Source organism: Pseudomonas sp. FIP_A4, from assembly GCF_036701605.1.
GTDB classification, from domain to species: Bacteria; Pseudomonadota; Gammaproteobacteria; order Pseudomonadales; family Pseudomonadaceae; genus Stutzerimonas; species Stutzerimonas phenolilytica.
The window spans coordinates 1-15,495 of sequence record NZ_JAYDXP010000112.1 but is presented as its reverse complement, the minus strand read 5'-3'; the positions used below and the strand labels follow the sequence as shown (position 1 = coordinate 15,495).

The window sequence follows — 15,495 nt, the reverse complement described above, 5'->3', positions numbered from 1 at the left end:
GAGGTACGCCCATGGACTTCTTCGACCACCTGCAACACCAGACCAGTGCCGAACGCGAATACCTGCTCGGCGCGCCGATCATCCATGCCGCACTGGCCGGCACGGCGACGCACGCGCAGTACATCGCCTTCCTCACCCAGGCCTACCACCACGTCAAGCACACCGTACCGCTGCTGATGGCCTGCGGCGCGCGCCTGCCGGAGCGCCTGGAGTGGCTGCGCGAGGCCATCGCCGAGTACATCGAGGAGGAGATCGGCCACCAGGAATGGATTCTCAACGACATCCGCGCCTGCGGCGGCGATGCCGAGGCGGTGCGCCACGGCCAGCCGGCGCTGCCCACCGAGCTGATGGTCGCCTACGTCTACGACCGCATCGCCCGGCACAACCCGGCGAGCTTCTTCGGCATGGTCAACGTGCTCGAAGGCACCAGCATCGCCCTGGCGACCCAGGCCGCCGGCGTGCTGCAGGCCAAGCTCGGGTTGCCGGCCAAGGCCTTCAGCTACCTGACTTCGCACGGCAGCCTGGACCTGGAGCACATCGAGTTCTTCAAGCGGCTGATGAACCGCCTCGACGACGAGGACGACAAGGCCGCGGTGGTGCACACCGCCCGCGTGGTCTATCGCCTTTACGGCGACATCTTCCGCAGCCTGACCACCGCGGAGCCCCGCCATGCAACTGCGTGACGCGCGCATCCTGCTCACCGGCGCCAGTGGCGGCATCGGCCAGGTGCTGGTCGAGCGGCTCTGCGCCGGCGGCGCGCAGGTGCTGCTGGTCGGTCGCGACAGCCTGGCGCTGGAGACGCTGGCCCAGCGCTACCCGGGGCAGGTCAGCCTGGTCTGTGCGGACCTCGCTCAGCGCAGCGGCCGGCATCTGGTGCTGGATGCGGCGCGGCGTTTCGGCGGCCTCAACTGCGTGATCAACGCCGCCGGGATCAACCAGTTCAGCCTGCTCGAGCAGCAGGACGAGGACGCCATCGCCCGGCTGATCGGCGTCAACGTCACCGCCACGCTGCAGCTGACCCACCTGCTGCTGCCGCTGCTGCGCCAGCAACCGCAGGCGCTGCTGGTCAACCTCGGCTCGACCTTCGGCTCCATCGGCTACCCGGGCTTCGCCGCGTACTGCGCGAGCAAGTTCGCCCTGCGCGGTTTCTCCGAGGCGTTGCGCCGCGAGCTGGCCGACAGCCACGTCAAGGTGCTCTACATCGCCCCGCGCGCCACCCGCACGGCAATGAACAGCGCCGACGTGGTGGCGATGAACGATGCGCTGAAGGTCGGCATGGACGACCCGCAGGCCGTGGCGCGGCAGATCGTCCGCGCCATCGTCGCCGAACGCGAGGAGCTGTACCTCGGCTGGCCGGAAAAGCTCTTCGTGCGCCTCAACAGCCTGCTGCCGCGCATGGTCGACCAGGCGCTGCGCAAGCAGTTGCCGGTGATCAAGCGCTTCGCCCACGGCGCGCCCGCGACCGCCCCCAATCCCCCCACCTCACGCGGAGAACAGCCATGAAACGTCTGCTCGGTCTTTGCAGCGTCCTGCTGGCGCTGGCCAGCCAACCCTCCTTCGCCCTCAGCGCGGCCGGCGAATCGTCGCTGCAGCAGATCCAGGCGCGCTGGGCGGAGATCAACTACCAGCTGCCCGCGGCGCAGCGCGAAGCGGCCTTCGCCAAGCTCGCCGCGGAAGCCGAACGCGCGGTAGCCGGCGAACCGCAGGCCGCCGAGCTGCATATCTGGCACGGCATCGTGCTCAGCACCTGGGCTGGCGCCAAGGGCGGGCTCGGCGCGCTCGGCCTGGTCAAACAGGCCAAGGCGGAACTGGAAAAAGCCATCGAGCTCGACGCACAGGCACTCGACGGCTCGGCCTATACCAGCCTGGCCAGCCTCTACTACCAGGTGCCCGGCTGGCCGATCGGCTTCGGTGACGAGGACAAGGCCGAGGCACTGTTCCAGCAGGCGCTGGCGCTGAACCCGAACGGCATCGACCCGAACTACTTCCACGGCGATTTCCTGCTGCGCCAGAAGCGCTATGGCGAAGCGCGCGCCGCACTGGAGAAGGCACTCGCCGCGCCGGCCCGCCCCGGTCGCGAGGTCGCCGATGCCGGCCGCCGCGACGAAGCCCGCACGCTGCTCGCGCAGGTCAAGGAAAAGCTGGAATAACCGGGTGCGGCGGCGTTGAATGCACAGCAACGCCGCGCCCCTTCAAGACGACAGGAACGACATGCGCATTCTGCTGGTGGAAGACGATCGCGCCCTCGGCGAGGGCATCCGCACCGCGCTCAAGCCCGAGGGCTACACCGTCGACTGGCTGCAGGACGGCGCCAGCGCGCTACATGCGCTGAGCCACGAGAGCTTCGAGCTGGCCATCCTCGACCTCGGCCTGCCGCGGCTCGACGGCCTGGAAGTGCTCCAGCGCCTGCGCGCGGCGGGCAATCCGGTGCCGGTGCTGGTGCTCACCGCGCGCGACGCCACCAGCGACCGCATCGCCGGGCTGGACGCCGGCGCCGACGACTACCTGGTCAAGCCATTCGACGTCGCCGAACTCAAGGCCCGCCTGCGCGCCCTGCTGCGGCGCAGCTTCAACCGCCCGGAACCGACCCTGGAATACCGCGGCATCCAGCTCGATCCGGTCAACCAGCAGGTCAGCTACCAGGGCGCGCCGGTCAGCCTGCCGCGCAAGGAATTCGTCCTGTTGCACGAACTGCTCGCCCAGCCCGGCCGCGTGCTGACCCGCGACCGACTGCAACAGGCGCTCTACGGCTGGGATGAGGACATCGAAAGCAACGCGCTGGAGGTGCATATCCACCACCTGCGCAAGAAGTTCTTCCCCGAGCTGATCCGCACCGTGCGCGGCGTCGGCTATCTGGTGGACAAATGCTGAAGCGCTCGATCCGCCAGCGCACCCTGGCGCTGCTGCTCGGCACCCTGCTGGTTTCGCTGAGCCTGATCTCCTGGCAGAGCTACCGCGACGCCCGCCACGAAACCGAGGAGCTGTTCGACGCGCAGCTGGCGCAGAGCGCGCGGCTGGTGCAGGGACTGATGGCGCGCGACATGGACCAGCAGACCCGCCGCGCGCTGCAGCAGGCGCTGGACGCCGCGGTGAATGCCCGGCGCGATCAGGGCGTGCCGGGGCACGACTACGAGACCAAGCTGGGTTTGCAGGTCTACGCCGCCGACGGCAGTACCGTGCTGCAGTCGGCCGGCGCCCCGGAAGGCGCCCTGCAGCAGCTGCTCGGCGCGACAGGCAGCTCGCCGACGCCGTTCGCCGGCCTGTCCGGCGGCTATCACGATGTGGTGCTCGATGGCCGCGACTGGCGGCTGTTCCTGCTGGAAGACCAGCAGGACGCACTGTGGATCCTGGTCAGCGAACGCGAAGACGTGCGCGGCGAACTGGTCGAGAAGATCGCCCGGCGCAGCCTGCTGCCCGATCTGGTCGGCCTGCCGTTGCTGGCGCTGCTGATCTGGCTCGCGGTGGGCTGGGGCCTGCGGCCGCTGGCGCACATGGCGCAGCTGCTGAAGGATCGCGCGCCGGACAACCTCGCCCCGCTGCTGCTGGCGCCGCTGCCGCAGGAGCTGGAGCCGGTGGCTGCCTCGCTCAACCGCCTGCTGCAACAGGTCAACCAGCTGCTGGAGCGGGAAAAGCGCTTCATCGCCGACGCCGCCCACGAGCTGCGCACGCCGCTGGCGGTGCTGCGCATTCACGCGCAGAACGCCCAGCAGGCCAGCAGCCCGCGCGACCGCGAGGAAGCGCTGGAACAGCTGCTCGCCGGCGTCGACCGCACCACCCGCGTGGTCGCCCAGCTGCTGACCCTCGCCCGCCTGGAGCCCAGCGCGCAGCAGCTACGGCTGGTGCCGCTCGACCTCGGCGTGCTGGCGCGCGAAACCCTCGCCGAGCTGACTCCACTGGCCCTGGCGCGCGAGCAGGAGCTGGCGCTGGAGGTGGACGAGCACGCCGATCTGCAGCTGCACGGCGATGCCGCGAGCCTGGTCACGCTGCTGCAGAACCTGCTGGGCAACGCGCTGCAGTACACCCCGCACCAGGGGCGCATCGAGGTGCGCCTGCACGCCAGCGCCGATGCGCTGAATCTGGATGTCGCCGACAGCGGCCCGGGAGTCGCCGCCGAACTGCGCGAGCAGCTGTTCGAGCGCTTCGTGCGCCTCGGCGACGGTGAAGGCGCCGGGCTGGGCCTGTCGATCGTCGCGCGCATTGCCGAACTGCATGGCGCGACGGTGGAACTGCTGGATTCATCGCTGGGCGGTCTGTGCGTACGGGTACGCTTCCCGCGCGGCCGCTAGGCGCCAGATGGCAAACCGACCGTTGCGAGGCGCACGCGCATGACCGCGACCACCCTCACCGCCGCACGACTCGCGGCCATGCACCGCGAGGGCTTCGTGCTGCTGCCGGGCGTGCTCGACGCGGCCGGCATCGCCGCCCTGCGCGAGGCCATCGACCGGCTGACGCCGATCGGCCTGGATTATCAGGGGCTGGTGGACGATCACTACACCTGCGTGTTCAACCGCGCGCCGTTCTGGCTGCGCTTTCTCGACCTGCCGGGCGTCATCGAGCTGGCCGAAGCGGCACTCGGCGCGGACTGCCACATCATCGGCCAGACCGCCTGGCGCAGCCGCCCGGGTTTCATCGGCGGCGAACTGCACATCGACTATCTGCCGATGGAGCTGCCACCGCAGCTGCTGGCCGATCCGGCGTTCGAGCTGCCGATGCAGATCTGTACCGCGCATCTGTACCTGGACGACATCGACGCCGACCTCTGCCCGACGCTGGTGATCGCCGGCAGCCACCGCGCCGGGCGCAAGCCATGCCCCGGCGAAACCACCTGGCAGGGACGCGCGGCCGAGCCGGTGCTGTGCCGGGCCGGCGATGTGCTGTTCTTCCGTAGCGACCTCTGGCATGCGGGCAGCCGCAACCGCACACCGGATCGCAGCCGTTACCTGCTGCAGATCCACTATGGCCGGCGGATGGTCGCGCAGAAGTTCTCGCCGTACCTGCAGTTCACCTTCAACCCCGCCGTGCTGGCCGCCGCCACGCTGCGTCAGCGGCGCCTGCTGGGCGAGCACGAGCCTGCCGAATACGATTGAGCGGGCACTCGGCGAGCCTGCTGCGGGTTACGCGCCGGACGCTCCCTGACGTTCGGCCCCGATGCCACGCGAATGCCGCGCAGGCGATATAGTCCTGCGCAGTGGCGCGCCGCGCCCGAAACCACCGCAACGAAGGAGTCGCGATGAACATCGTCAATGCCCGCCTGCGTGGCCGCGAAGGCCTGCAGCGCATCGAACTGGACGGCTCGCGCATCGCCGCCATCACAGTGCAGCAGGCACCGGCCGAGGCCGGCCCGGGCGACCTCGACGCCGCCAGTAACCTGGTGGTGCCGCCGTTCGTCGAGCCGCATATTCATCTGGACGCCACGCTCACCGCCGGCGAGCCGGCCTGGAACATGAGCGGCACGCTGTTCGAGGGCATCGAGCGCTGGAGCGAACGCAAGGCGCAGGTGACCCACGAAGACACCAAGACGCGCGCAAAGAAGACCATCGACATGCTGGTCGAGCACGGCATCCAGCACGTGCGCACCCACGTCGATGTCACCGACCCGACGCTGTCGGCGCTGAAGTCGATGCTCGAGGTGCGCGAGGAAACCCGCCACCTGATCGACCTGCAGATCGTCGCGTTCCCGCAGGAGGGCATCGAGTCGTTCAACGGCGGCCGCGAGCTGATGGCCGAGGCGGTGGCGCTGGGCGCCGACGTGGTCGGCGGCATCCCGCACTTCGAGAACACCCGCGAACAGGGCGTCAGCTCGATCCACTTCCTGATGGACCTGGCCGAGCGCACCGGCTGCCTGGTGGACGTGCACTGCGACGAGACCGACGACCCGCACTCGCGCTTTCTCGAGGTGCTCGCCGAGCAGGCACGCGTGCGCGGCATGGGCGCGCGCGTCACCGCCAGCCACACCACGGCGATGGGCTCCTACGACAACGCCTACTGTTCCAAGCTGTTCCGCCTGCTGAAGCAGAGCGGCATCAACTTCGTCTCCTGTCCGACCGAGAGCATCCACCTGCAGGGCCGCTTCGATACGTTCCCCAAGCGGCGCGGCCTGACCCGCGTCGCCGAGCTGGATCGCGCCGGGCTGAATGTCTGCTTCGGTCAGGATTCGATCGTCGATCCGTGGTACCCGCTGGGCAACGGCAACATCCTGCGCATCCTCGATGCCGGGCTGCACATCTGCCACATGCTCGGCTACGCGGACCTGCAGCGCTGCCTGGATCTGGTCACGGACAACAGCGCGCGCACACTGAACCTCGGCGAGCGCTACGGGCTGGAAGCGGGACGGCCGGCGAACCTGCTGATTCTCTCCGCGCCGGACGACTACGAGCTGCTGCGCAGCCAGGGCCAGGCGCTGGTTTCGGTGCGTAACGGCAAGGTGCTGATGCGCCGCCATCCGGCGCGCATCGAGCGTCAGTGAGCGGCGATCTCGCGCAGGCGCGCGGCCGCGGCCAGCTCCTCGGCCGGCTTGAGCTGCAGCTGCGACAGGTAGGCGGCGAGCGCGCCGATATCGGCCGGTGACAACTTGCCGGCGATCGGCATCATCACCGAGCCGGCACGGCTGGGATCGTTGTCGCGAAAGCGCGTCAACGCCTTGCGCAAATACTCGTCAGGCTGGCCAGCCAGCCGCGGCATGGTTTCCATACCCTCGGCATGCACGCCGTGACAGCCGGTGCAGGTGGACTTGAACAGCGCCTCGCCGCGTGCGCGCAGCGGTTCGTTGGCGGCGGCGGTCGGCGGGTTGACCTTCTGCTGACTGAAGTACACCGCAACGTTGACGCGATCTTCCAGCGTCAGGTTCTCCGCCAGCTTGGACATGACGAAGTCGGTGCGCTGGCCGCTGGCGAACTTCTCGAACGCCTGGAACAGGTACAGCGGATTCTGCGCCGCCAGGTTGGGAATGTGCGCGCGCTTGCTGTTGCCCGTCTCGCCGTGGCAGTAGCTGCAGAACAGCGCCCGTTCCTGGCCCGCGGCGTAGGCCTGCTCTCGCCGCGTATCGTCGGCCATCAGGTAGCTGAAGCGTTTCATCGCCTCGTCACTGGCGTGGGCGGACGTGGCAAGGCAGCTGAGCAGAACGAGTGCAAGAAGGCGCATGGGGCATCCGTTACCGAGAGGGCCGAAGGGCGTTGCGGGGTGGCCGACTATAGAAGCGCGCCCCACGCGCAACCCCGGCACAAATCAACAAAAGCGCTTCGCTGGCAGCGCAACCGCCGGACTTTTGCGACGGCGCTCACAAATTGCCGGTGCAGGCAGGGCAAAAGCGCCGCTTACCCCCTCGGATTCACCAGATTCCAGCGCTGCGCGCCTGCGCCGCATTGACGATCGAAAAAAAAGATGAAACCGATACAAAAATGCCACACACAGGACGGCGGCGTTCGACTAAAGTAGCAGCCCCCTAGAACACCAGGAGCCGCAAGCCCATGCCAGACGCACATGCAGAACTGACCATGACCGTTCTGATGACACCGGATAAGGCCAACTTCTCTGGCAACGTCCATGGCGGCACGCTGCTCAAGTACCTCGACGAAGTGGCCTACGCCTGCGCCAGCCGCTACGCCGGGCAGTATGTGGTGACCCTTTCGGTGGACCAGGTGGTGTTCCGCCAGCCGGTGCATGTCGGCGAACTGGTGACCTTCCTCGCCTCGGTGAACTACACCGGCACCACGTCGATGGAAATCGGCATCAAGGTCGTCACCGAAGACATTCGAGGCAAGGCCGTGCGGCATACCAATAGTTGCTTCTTCACGATGGTCGCCCTCGGCGAGGACGGCAAGCCGGTGCCGGTGCCACCGCTGAACCCGAAGACGCCCGAGCAGCGTCGCCGCTTCGCCCAGGCCTACCAGCGCCGCGAGATTCGCCGCGAACTGGAGCAGCGCTATCAGGACCTGCGCACCGGCAACGAGCGCCTCGCCGCTGTGCAGTAAACCGTCCTCCCGCAGCGGGCTGCTGGCCCGCTCGCCGCACGATCCGGCAAAACCTTATACAATGCGCGGCTTTCCGCCATCAGCCCGTGAGGTTCTGCCGTGAGCACTCTGCCGCCCTGCCCCAAATGCAACTCCGAATACACCTACGAGGACGGCCAGATGCTGGTCTGCCCCGAGTGCGCCCACGAGTGGAGCGCCACCGAAAGCGCGGCCGATAGCGGCGACGGCGACAAGGTGATCAAGGATTCGGTCGGCAACACCCTGCAGGACGGCGACACCGTCACCGTGATCAAGGACCTCAAGGTCAAGGGCTCGTCGCTGGTGGTCAAGGTCGGCACCAAGGTGAAGAACATCCGCCTGTGCGACGGCGACCACGACATCGACTGCAAGATCGACGGCATCGGCGCGATGAAGCTCAAGTCCGAGTTCGTCCGCAAGGTCTGACCCCCTCGCGCGCAACAACCAAGCCCGGCACCCGCCGGGCTTTTGCGTTTCAGAGCAGACGCAGCAGCCAGTCCAGCCGTTCGCGGGTGAAGCCGCTGCCAACGAACAGCAGGTCGATCCACAGCGCCTGGTGCAGCACCACGATCAGCCAGAACGCCGCCTGATAGCTCGGTTTGCGGGTCTTGTGGCGAAACGCCTGCTGCGCCAGCAGCGCGCCCGGCCAGCCGCCGGCCAGTTCAAACAGGTGCAGGGTGGTTTCCGGCGTGCGCCAGCGCTGCTTCAGCGCACTGTGCTTGTCACGCCAGTAGAGCAGGAAGGTCAGCAGGCTGGCGCACAAATAGATCAGCAAGGGCAGTGGCGAACCGAGCCGGTACAGGCTGCCAACCAGCGGCAGCAGGCACAGCAGCGCGAACAGCAGCAGCTTGGCCGGCAGATGCCGGATGGCGCCGGAGCCAGCCTGGCGCGGCGTGCGAGCCGGCGCGCGCGGCCTGGCCGGGCGCGAATCACCAGCTGGGCGCTGGCGGATCTTCGGCTGGTCCAGCGCCAGCGGCGCATCCAGCCGCAGATGCTCGGCACGCAGCCGCCCCTGCGTGTCGCGTCCCGGCACATAGAGCACCCGATCGCCCACCAGCGGGCGGCGCTCGCCATGCACCACGCTGATGTGCGCGAACACATCTTCGCCGCCCTGCTCCGGGCGGATGAAGCCGAAGCCCTTGAGATCATTCCAGCTTTTCAGCGTACCGCGGCGTTCCATGCGAACTTCCCGTGCAGACGAAAGCGCGCATGCTAACCGAGCCGGCGCGGCAACGACGCTATGGCCAGCGGCCGCACGCCAGCGTTATGGTCGGAGCATTCTCCTGACAAGGACGCAACATGGCCGCCAAGCCCAGCAATTCGAACAAGCAGAAACACCTGGCCGTACTGATCGATGCCGACAACGCGCCCGCATCCATCGTCGAGGCGCTGTTCGAGGAGATCGCCAAATACGGCCTCGCCAGCGTCCGGCGCATCTACGGCGACTGGACCAAACCCAACCTGGGCAGCTGGAAGAAGGTGCTGCTCGACCACTCCATCCAGCCGATCCAGCAGTTCGCCTACACCTCCGGCAAGAACGCCACCGACAGCGCACTGATCATCGACGCGATGGACCTGCTCTACACCCAACGCTTCGACGGCTTCTGCCTGGTTTCCAGCGACAGCGACTTCACCCGCCTGGCCGCGCGGATTCGCGAGGAGGGCCTGACCGTCTACGGCTTCGGCGAACAGAAGACGCCCTCGCCGTTCGTGTCCGCCTGCGACAAGTTCATTTACACCGAGCTGCTGCGCGACGATGCGCCGAAGGCCGCCACCGAGGTCGCCGCACCGGAACGGCTGGCCGCCGCCGCAGCGCAGGTCGAGCAGGCGCAAAGCCGCACGCCGCGCGGCGCCAGCAAGACCGAGGCGCTCAAGTGCCAGCAGGTGCCGGTGGACTTCATCGCCAAGGTGCTCGACGACCTTTCCGAGGAGGACGACTGGATTCAGCTCGGCACGCTCGGGCAGAACATCAGCAAGCTGCGTCCGGCATTCGATCCGCGCCTGTACGGCTGCCGCAAACTCAGCGACCTGGTCGCCGGCCAGCCATCGCGCTTCGAGCTGGAGTCGCGCGGCAGCAGCGCCACCGGCGGCAAGGACCTCTACGTGCGTCTGCGCAAGCACGGCAAGCACTGAACCAGGGTGCTCGCCTGCTCGCGATCACCGCTCATCGAACCGACGGCGCTCAGGCCCTTCTAAAGGGGACCCGAACGTAGAGGCACCTCTGTTTTCAACGCGGCGATGGCAACGCAGGCAGTTATTTAGAGGTGCACGAAGGAGGTTTCCATGAGCAAGCAACTTCTCGTCGCCCTCGCCTGCGCCGCGCAGGCCTTCGCGCCCTGGGCCAGCGCGCAGACACCCCAGCCGGAGATCGTCGCCCATCTCAACGGTCTGGATGTCGAGATCAGCCCGATGGGCGTGCCGGCCCGCTCCGAGGGCATCGAAGGCGAACTGCTGGGCGTGCGTGCGGTGAAGGTAATGAACCGCACCGAGGGGCAGATCACCTGCGAATTCCATGTTCCCGCCGAAGCGCGCTCGAGTACCTCGGCCTCGCCCGTGTTCAATGTCGCTCCCAACACCCAGCGCACCGAGCGCGTGCCGGGTGAGTACTCGCCCGATCAGCCCTACGCCGAAATCACCTGCCGAAGCAGCGATACGCCGGCACAGCAATAGAAGCTCCTGTGCAGCGGCCTCTGCACTGCGGCGGGCGCAAATGGCAGATCTGGTACCGGCAGCCGCTAGAGCCGTTCGTCCGGTAGACGTTTTACTGGCGCTTTGCTAGCTTTTTGACATCCAAGCAATATCCCGACGAGCCATCGTCGCGCCGGCGCGCTGGGCAAGCCATGTCGCCGCGCGTGTCTGCACTCGGTAACGGGACGCCTGCCTGTATGTGGAAGAGCCTATGCTGACCAAACGCCGGCGGTCCTTTACCGGGTTCATCTTGCTGTCGCTCGTGCTGCTCGGTTTCTCGGCGCACCTGTTGCTCAAGAGCGAGCTTCAACGCTGGGAAATCCGCTTCGCCCAGCAGGTGAACAATGTCGCCAGCAGCGTGCACAACCACCTCAATACCAACGAGGCGGTTCTCGCCGGTTTCTCCGCTTTTCTCCAGGCGGTCGAGCAGAACGACAGCGAGGCCGCCGCCCGCTATGCCTCGGGCGTGGTCGCCGCCTACCCGCAGATCTACATGCTCGAAGTGGCGAGCCGGGTCGCGCTGGACGAGCAGGACGCCGTCGTCGAGCTGCTGCGCCGCACCTGGCGCGAGGACTTCCGGCTGCGGGACTTTCCCTTGCAGGCCGCGCATCCGATGCCAGCTCGCCTACCGCTGGACGAGACCTGGCCGGTGGTTTTCATGTACCCGTCGTACCCCCAGGCTCAAGCCATCTACGGCGTCCGGCTGGAAACCGTGGGGTATCTGGCGTACGCGCTGCAGGCGGCGCGCAAACGTCCCCGCTCGGTCGCCTCGCCGGTGTTTGCGATGTTCGAGGGCGGCGACGCCTACATCCTGCTGCGCCGGGTCGAGCGGCCGGTAGATAACCCGTCGAGTACCCGCGCCAACCTGTTCGGCAACAGCATGGTGGCCATGCTGCTGATCAAGACTGAGTCGCTGCGCGACATCGCGCGCAACGCCAGCACCGATCCGCACCTGCGCATCGAGGCTTCGCTGCACGCCGCTGCGGGCGGTACCAGCGAGCTGTTCGCCAGTGGCCCGGTGCGCCACGGCGCGTTGGACGCACTGCTGCCGCGGCTGCGCGAGCAGATCGTGCTCGACAGCCGGTCGCAGCCCACCACGCTGCGATTCGAGCGTCAGCTGCATCTTGACGACCTGCTGACCGGAGAAACCCTGACGCTGCTGGCCATCCTTGCCGGCGCCCTGGTGCTGACGCCGACGGTGCTGGTCAGTCATTTCCGGCGTATCGAGCACAGTGCGCGCGAGCATGAGCGCTCCACCTATCTCGCCACCCACGACGCGCTGACCGGCCTGCCGAACCGCCACCTGCTGGCCGCCCGCTTCAGCGAAGCCTGTGCCTACCAGCAGCGGCACGGCACGCCGTTCGCGCTGATGGTGATCGACCTGGACCACTTCAAGGACATCAATGACCAGCGCGGTCACGAGATCGGCGACCAGGTGTTGCAGGCGGTTGCCCAGCGCATGCTGCACGCAAGCCGCGCCTACGACACGGTGGCGCGCTACGGTGGCGACGAGTTCGTCGTTCTGCTGCGCGACGTGACGCTGCCGGAGCATGCACTGGGTGCCGGGCAGTCGCTTCTGCGCGCGATCAGCGCGCCCATCGCCACCGATGCGGGCGAGCAGACAATCGCCTGCAGCATCGGCATCGCCCTGTATCCGGCCCACGGCGAGACGTTCGAGGCCCTGCTGACCGCGGCGGACCAGGCGATGTACCGCATCAAGCAGAGCGGCCGCAACGACGTCGCCCTCAGCGACGCCGAGGGCTGACGACCGGCCGTCAGGCAGCCATGCGTTCGCACTCTTCGGCGCAGCGCTGGCACGCCTGCGCACAATCCTGGCAATGCGCGTGTGCGTGCTTGGCGCACTCCTGCGCGCAATCACGGCAGGCTTGTGCGCACAGCCGGCAGGCGAGCTGCGCATAGGGACTGTCACGGGTCATCAGCAGCGCGGCGACCGCGCAGAGGTCGGCGCAATCGCGGTCGAGCTGAATGCAGCGCGCCATCATTTTCACGTCGTCTTCGCGCAGGCACGACGCCGCGCAGGTTTCACACGTCAGGGCGCAGCTGGAACAGGCCTGGATGCATGACTGGTATTGGGGATTGAGCATGACAAGATCCTCCGTTCGGTCATCGGCGAAAGGCGCGGCACGCGGACTCGGCGGCGGCGCCTATCTGCTAGGGCGCCCGCGGGCCGCTGGAAGTTCAGCCTGCTCGCCCGGCGGTCTCCCCGTCGCGCGCCGCACAGCCGTGCCGCTGCCGTTACAATGGCCGCCCGTCATTCGCCGCCCAGCGCCGTATCCGCCATGCCTTTCACCCTCAGCGCGCCCTGTGAACTGCTGGAAGTCATCAGCAAGAGCCGCTTCCTCGCCAAGGCCGCACCAGTCTCCACCGCCGACGAGGCGCAGGCCTTCATCCATGCCGTCAGCGATCCGATCGCGACGCACAACTGCTGGGCCTGGAAGATCGGCAACCAGTACCGCTTCAGCGACGACGGCGAGCCCGGCGGCACCGCCGGACGGCCGATGCTGACGGCCATCGAGGGACAGGACTTCGACCGGGTGGCGGTGGTGGTGATCCGCTGGTTCGGCGGCATCAAGCTCGGCACCGGCGGGCTGGCCCGCGCCTACGGCGGCACCACGGCCAAATGCCTGCAGGCCGGCGAGCGCAGCGAACTGGTGTCGCGCTCGCGCTGCCGCTGTCATTGCCGCTTCGCCGAGCTGGCGCTGGTCAAATCCCGCCTGGCGGATTTCGACGCGCTACTGGAGGACGAGCGCTTCGACGCCGAAGGCGCCACCCTCGATATCGCACTGCCGGCGGCCAGCCTGCAACCGCTAGCGCGCCTGCTCGCCGATATCAGCCGCGGCCGCAGCCAGCTGCAAGCGCTCGACGACTGAGCATCGAGTTTGCCCACAATTACTGTGGACGCCGCTGTGGATAACCTTTGCATGATGGTCCGCGAGGCCGCTGCCATGCGGCCCCGCGGCGGCCGCTCAGAATTTGAGCAACAGCCTCCGATATTTCTTGCGCACCGCCCCAACCCGTTGAATAGCCGCATTTTTTGACTGATGAGTCGAGAGATGACGTTTTGCCATCTGCTGGCACTTCGGTCCTGCAAGTTATGCCCGGATGAGGTGGAGAACTCTGTGGATAACGCTGGGAACAAACGCGCCGGCGCCCGCCACTGCTGGGCTTCAGACCGCTGGTCAAATAATCACCAGGCCAGCCTGGACAGTCGCATGGTTGTCATACGGCGCTGCTAGGGCATATCGGTCGCGACAGCCCACCGATAGAATGCCCCGACACCCGGACGACGAGAATCGCGCTATGTACGAATGGCTGAACAACCTGCCCAAGGCAGAACTCCATCTGCATCTGGAAGGCTCGCTGGAACCCGAACTGCTGTTCCGCCTCGCCGAACGCAACAAGATCGCCCTGCCGTGGAAGGACGTGGAGACCCTGCGCCAGGCCTACGCCTTCAACAACCTGCAGGAGTTTCTCGATCTCTATTACCGCGGTGCCGATGTGCTGCGCACCGAGCAGGACTTCTACGACCTGACCTGGGCCTACCTGCAGAAATGCGAGGAGCAGGACGTGGTGCACACCGAACCGTTCTTCGACCCGCAGACCCACACCGATCGCGGTGTGCCTTTCGAGGCCGTGCTCAACGGCATCAGCGCGGCGCTGGCCGACGGTCGTGAGCTGCTGGGCATCAGCAGCGGGCTGATCTTGAGCTTCCTGCGCCATCTGCCGGAAGAGGCAGCGTTCAAGACGCTGGAACAGGCGCTGCCGTATCGCAACGCATTCTTCGCCGTCGGGCTGGACAGCTCCGAAGTCGGCCATCCGCCGAGCAAGTTCCAGCGCGTGTTCGACAAGGCCCGCGCCGAGGGCCTGCTGACCGTCGCACATGCCGGCGAGGAAGGCCCGCCGGAATACATCTGGCAGGCGCTGGATCTGCTCAAGGTCAGCCGCATCGACCACGGCGTACGCGCCGCCGAAGACCCGAAGCTGATCGCCCGGCTGATCGAGGAGCAGATCCCGCTGACGGTCTGCCCGCTGTCCAACACCAAGCTCAAGGTGTTCGGCGACATGCGCCAGCACAACATCCTCGACCTGCTGGAACAGGGCGTGAAGGTCACGGTGAACTCGGACGACCCGGCCTACTTCGGTGGCTACGTGACCGAGAACTTCATGGCGCTGCACGAGAGCCTGGGTATGACCGAGGAGCAGGCCCGGCGCCTGGCGCAGAACAGCCTGGACGCACGCCTGGCCTACTGACGACCGGCGCCCTGCGAGGCGGCCGTCGCCGTGCGACAACACGCCCGGCGCGCCGCTGCGCTCGCAGGTCTAGAGTGGACTTTCCGCTCACCAATCCTCGAGGGTTCGCCATGAACATTCTCGTCCGCCCGCTCACGCCTCGCCGCGATGGTGCCTGGCAGGTCCGGCTGGATCGTCATCCGGTCACCTTCCGCAACGAGGCCGAAGCTCGCGCCTTCGTCAACACGCTGCAGCGCCGGCTAACCGCGCCACACAGCTTGCCGGTCCGCGCCAGCGTTTAGTTAGTTGGTCCGCGCCCGCGCCGTCACCCAAGCGGTGACGGCGGCCAGCAGCCCGCACAGGCTGATGACCGCGGCCATCGGCACCGCCGAGCCGTCATGCAGCGCCCCCACGGCGGCGGCCGCCGCCGCGGCGATGGCGAACTGCAGGCTGCCGAGCAGCGCCGAGGCGCTACCGGCGTTGGCACGCTGATCGGCCATCGCGCATGCGGTGGCGTTGGGCAGCAGGCAGCCCAGGCACGCCACCGAGCAGAACAGCGGCAGCATCA

At 67.4% G+C, this 15,495-nt stretch carries 18 protein-coding genes and 1 pseudogene; 15 read left to right on the top strand and 4 right to left on the bottom strand.

From position 1 onward, the window contains the following. Window positions 1-11: 11 nt before the first annotated feature. From U8L64_RS03020 to codA, 7 genes are all read left to right on the top strand, one after another. The gene (locus tag U8L64_RS03020; RefSeq protein WP_008570528.1) at window positions 12-683 is read left to right on the top strand and encodes a TenA family transcriptional regulator; all 672 of its coding nucleotides are present in this window, start codon (window positions 12-14) and stop codon (window positions 681-683) included. Beyond that, window positions 670-1,503: an SDR family oxidoreductase gene (locus U8L64_RS03015; RefSeq protein WP_333393876.1), complete on the top strand. Its 834-nt coding sequence runs from the start codon at window positions 670-672 to the stop codon at window positions 1,501-1,503. Before U8L64_RS03020 ends, U8L64_RS03015 begins: the two co-directional genes overlap by 14 nt. Continuing rightward, complete coding sequence (locus U8L64_RS03010; protein WP_333393873.1) at window positions 1,500-2,150, top strand: tetratricopeptide repeat protein; 651 nt, start codon at window positions 1,500-1,502, stop codon at window positions 2,148-2,150. Before U8L64_RS03015 ends, U8L64_RS03010 begins: the two co-directional genes overlap by 4 nt. A 61-nt stretch (window positions 2,151-2,211) precedes the next feature. Next, window positions 2,212-2,871, top strand: coding sequence for a response regulator transcription factor (locus U8L64_RS03005; RefSeq protein WP_333393871.1), 660 nt, complete (start codon window positions 2,212-2,214; stop codon window positions 2,869-2,871). Next, window positions 2,865-4,286, top strand: a complete 1,422-nt coding sequence (locus tag U8L64_RS03000; protein WP_333393870.1) for an ATP-binding protein — start codon at window positions 2,865-2,867, stop codon at window positions 4,284-4,286. Before U8L64_RS03005 ends, U8L64_RS03000 begins: the two co-directional genes overlap by 7 nt. 39 nt (window positions 4,287-4,325) lie before the next feature. Continuing rightward, a complete protein-coding gene (locus U8L64_RS02995; RefSeq protein ID WP_333393868.1) occupies window positions 4,326-5,087 on the top strand; it encodes a phytanoyl-CoA dioxygenase family protein in 762 nt (253 codons plus the stop codon). Between the two features lie 143 nt (window positions 5,088-5,230). Continuing rightward, window positions 5,231-6,466: a cytosine deaminase gene (gene codA, locus U8L64_RS02990; RefSeq protein WP_333393865.1), complete on the top strand. Its 1,236-nt coding sequence runs from the start codon at window positions 5,231-5,233 to the stop codon at window positions 6,464-6,466. Here codA and U8L64_RS02985 read toward each other — a convergent pair. Continuing rightward, the gene (locus tag U8L64_RS02985; RefSeq protein ID WP_043298049.1) at window positions 6,460-7,140 is read right to left on the bottom strand and encodes a c-type cytochrome; all 681 of its coding nucleotides are present in this window, start codon (window positions 7,138-7,140) and stop codon (window positions 6,460-6,462) included. The genes codA and U8L64_RS02985 overlap by 7 nt on opposite strands. A 326-nt stretch (window positions 7,141-7,466) precedes the next feature. On the opposite strand from U8L64_RS02985, the gene U8L64_RS02980 reads away from it, so the two are divergent. Continuing rightward, window positions 7,467-7,970 (top strand): acyl-CoA thioesterase, encoded by a 504-nt coding sequence (locus tag U8L64_RS02980; RefSeq protein ID WP_008570537.1) that lies wholly within the window; start codon window positions 7,467-7,469, stop codon window positions 7,968-7,970. A gap of 99 nt (window positions 7,971-8,069) precedes the next feature. Then, a complete protein-coding gene (locus U8L64_RS02975; protein WP_077682563.1) occupies window positions 8,070-8,414 on the top strand; it encodes a zinc ribbon domain-containing protein YjdM in 345 nt (114 codons plus the stop codon). A 49-nt stretch (window positions 8,415-8,463) separates the two neighbouring features. On the opposite strand, the gene U8L64_RS02970 is transcribed toward U8L64_RS02975, so the two are convergent. Beyond that, window positions 8,464-9,168, bottom strand: coding sequence for a DUF1294 domain-containing protein (locus U8L64_RS02970; protein WP_102827687.1), 705 nt, complete (start codon window positions 9,166-9,168; stop codon window positions 8,464-8,466). A gap of 119 nt (window positions 9,169-9,287) precedes the next feature. Here U8L64_RS02970 and U8L64_RS02965 point away from each other — a divergent pair, with 119 nt between their 5' ends. The 3 genes from U8L64_RS02965 to U8L64_RS02955 all read left to right on the top strand — a co-directional run bounded on the left by U8L64_RS02965 (window position 9,288) and on the right by U8L64_RS02955 (window position 12,441). Next, window positions 9,288-10,121 (top strand): NYN domain-containing protein, encoded by an 834-nt coding sequence (locus tag U8L64_RS02965; protein ID WP_333393859.1) that lies wholly within the window; start codon window positions 9,288-9,290, stop codon window positions 10,119-10,121. Window positions 10,122-10,271: 150 nt separating this feature from the next. Further along, the gene (locus U8L64_RS02960) at window positions 10,272-10,658 is read left to right on the top strand and encodes a hypothetical protein (RefSeq protein ID WP_054093451.1); all 387 of its coding nucleotides are present in this window, start codon (window positions 10,272-10,274) and stop codon (window positions 10,656-10,658) included. A gap of 229 nt (window positions 10,659-10,887) precedes the next feature. Further along, window positions 10,888-12,441 (top strand): sensor domain-containing diguanylate cyclase, encoded by a 1,554-nt coding sequence (locus U8L64_RS02955; RefSeq protein ID WP_333393856.1) that lies wholly within the window; start codon window positions 10,888-10,890, stop codon window positions 12,439-12,441. Between the two features lie 10 nt (window positions 12,442-12,451). Here U8L64_RS02955 and U8L64_RS02950 read toward each other — a convergent pair whose 3' ends face one another. Then, window positions 12,452-12,781, bottom strand: a complete 330-nt coding sequence (locus U8L64_RS02950) for a four-helix bundle copper-binding protein (protein WP_054093449.1) — start codon at window positions 12,779-12,781, stop codon at window positions 12,452-12,454. Between the two features lie 195 nt (window positions 12,782-12,976). Between U8L64_RS02950 and U8L64_RS02945 the strand changes: the two genes are divergently transcribed. From U8L64_RS02945 to U8L64_RS02935, 3 genes are all read left to right on the top strand, one after another. Further along, window positions 12,977-13,567, top strand: coding sequence for an IMPACT family protein (locus U8L64_RS02945; RefSeq protein WP_333393854.1), 591 nt, complete (start codon window positions 12,977-12,979; stop codon window positions 13,565-13,567). A 430-nt stretch (window positions 13,568-13,997) separates the two neighbouring features. Continuing rightward, the gene (locus U8L64_RS02940) at window positions 13,998-14,948 is read left to right on the top strand and encodes an adenosine deaminase (protein ID WP_043298057.1); all 951 of its coding nucleotides are present in this window, start codon (window positions 13,998-14,000) and stop codon (window positions 14,946-14,948) included. Between the two features lie 110 nt (window positions 14,949-15,058). Beyond that, on the top strand, window positions 15,059-15,229 hold the full coding sequence (locus tag U8L64_RS02935) for a hypothetical protein (RefSeq protein ID WP_175415072.1): 171 nt from the start codon (window positions 15,059-15,061) through the stop codon (window positions 15,227-15,229). Here U8L64_RS02935 and U8L64_RS02930 read toward each other — a convergent pair. Beyond that, window positions 15,230-15,495: pseudogene (locus U8L64_RS02930) on the bottom strand (Bcr/CflA family drug resistance efflux transporter); the annotation flags it as partial.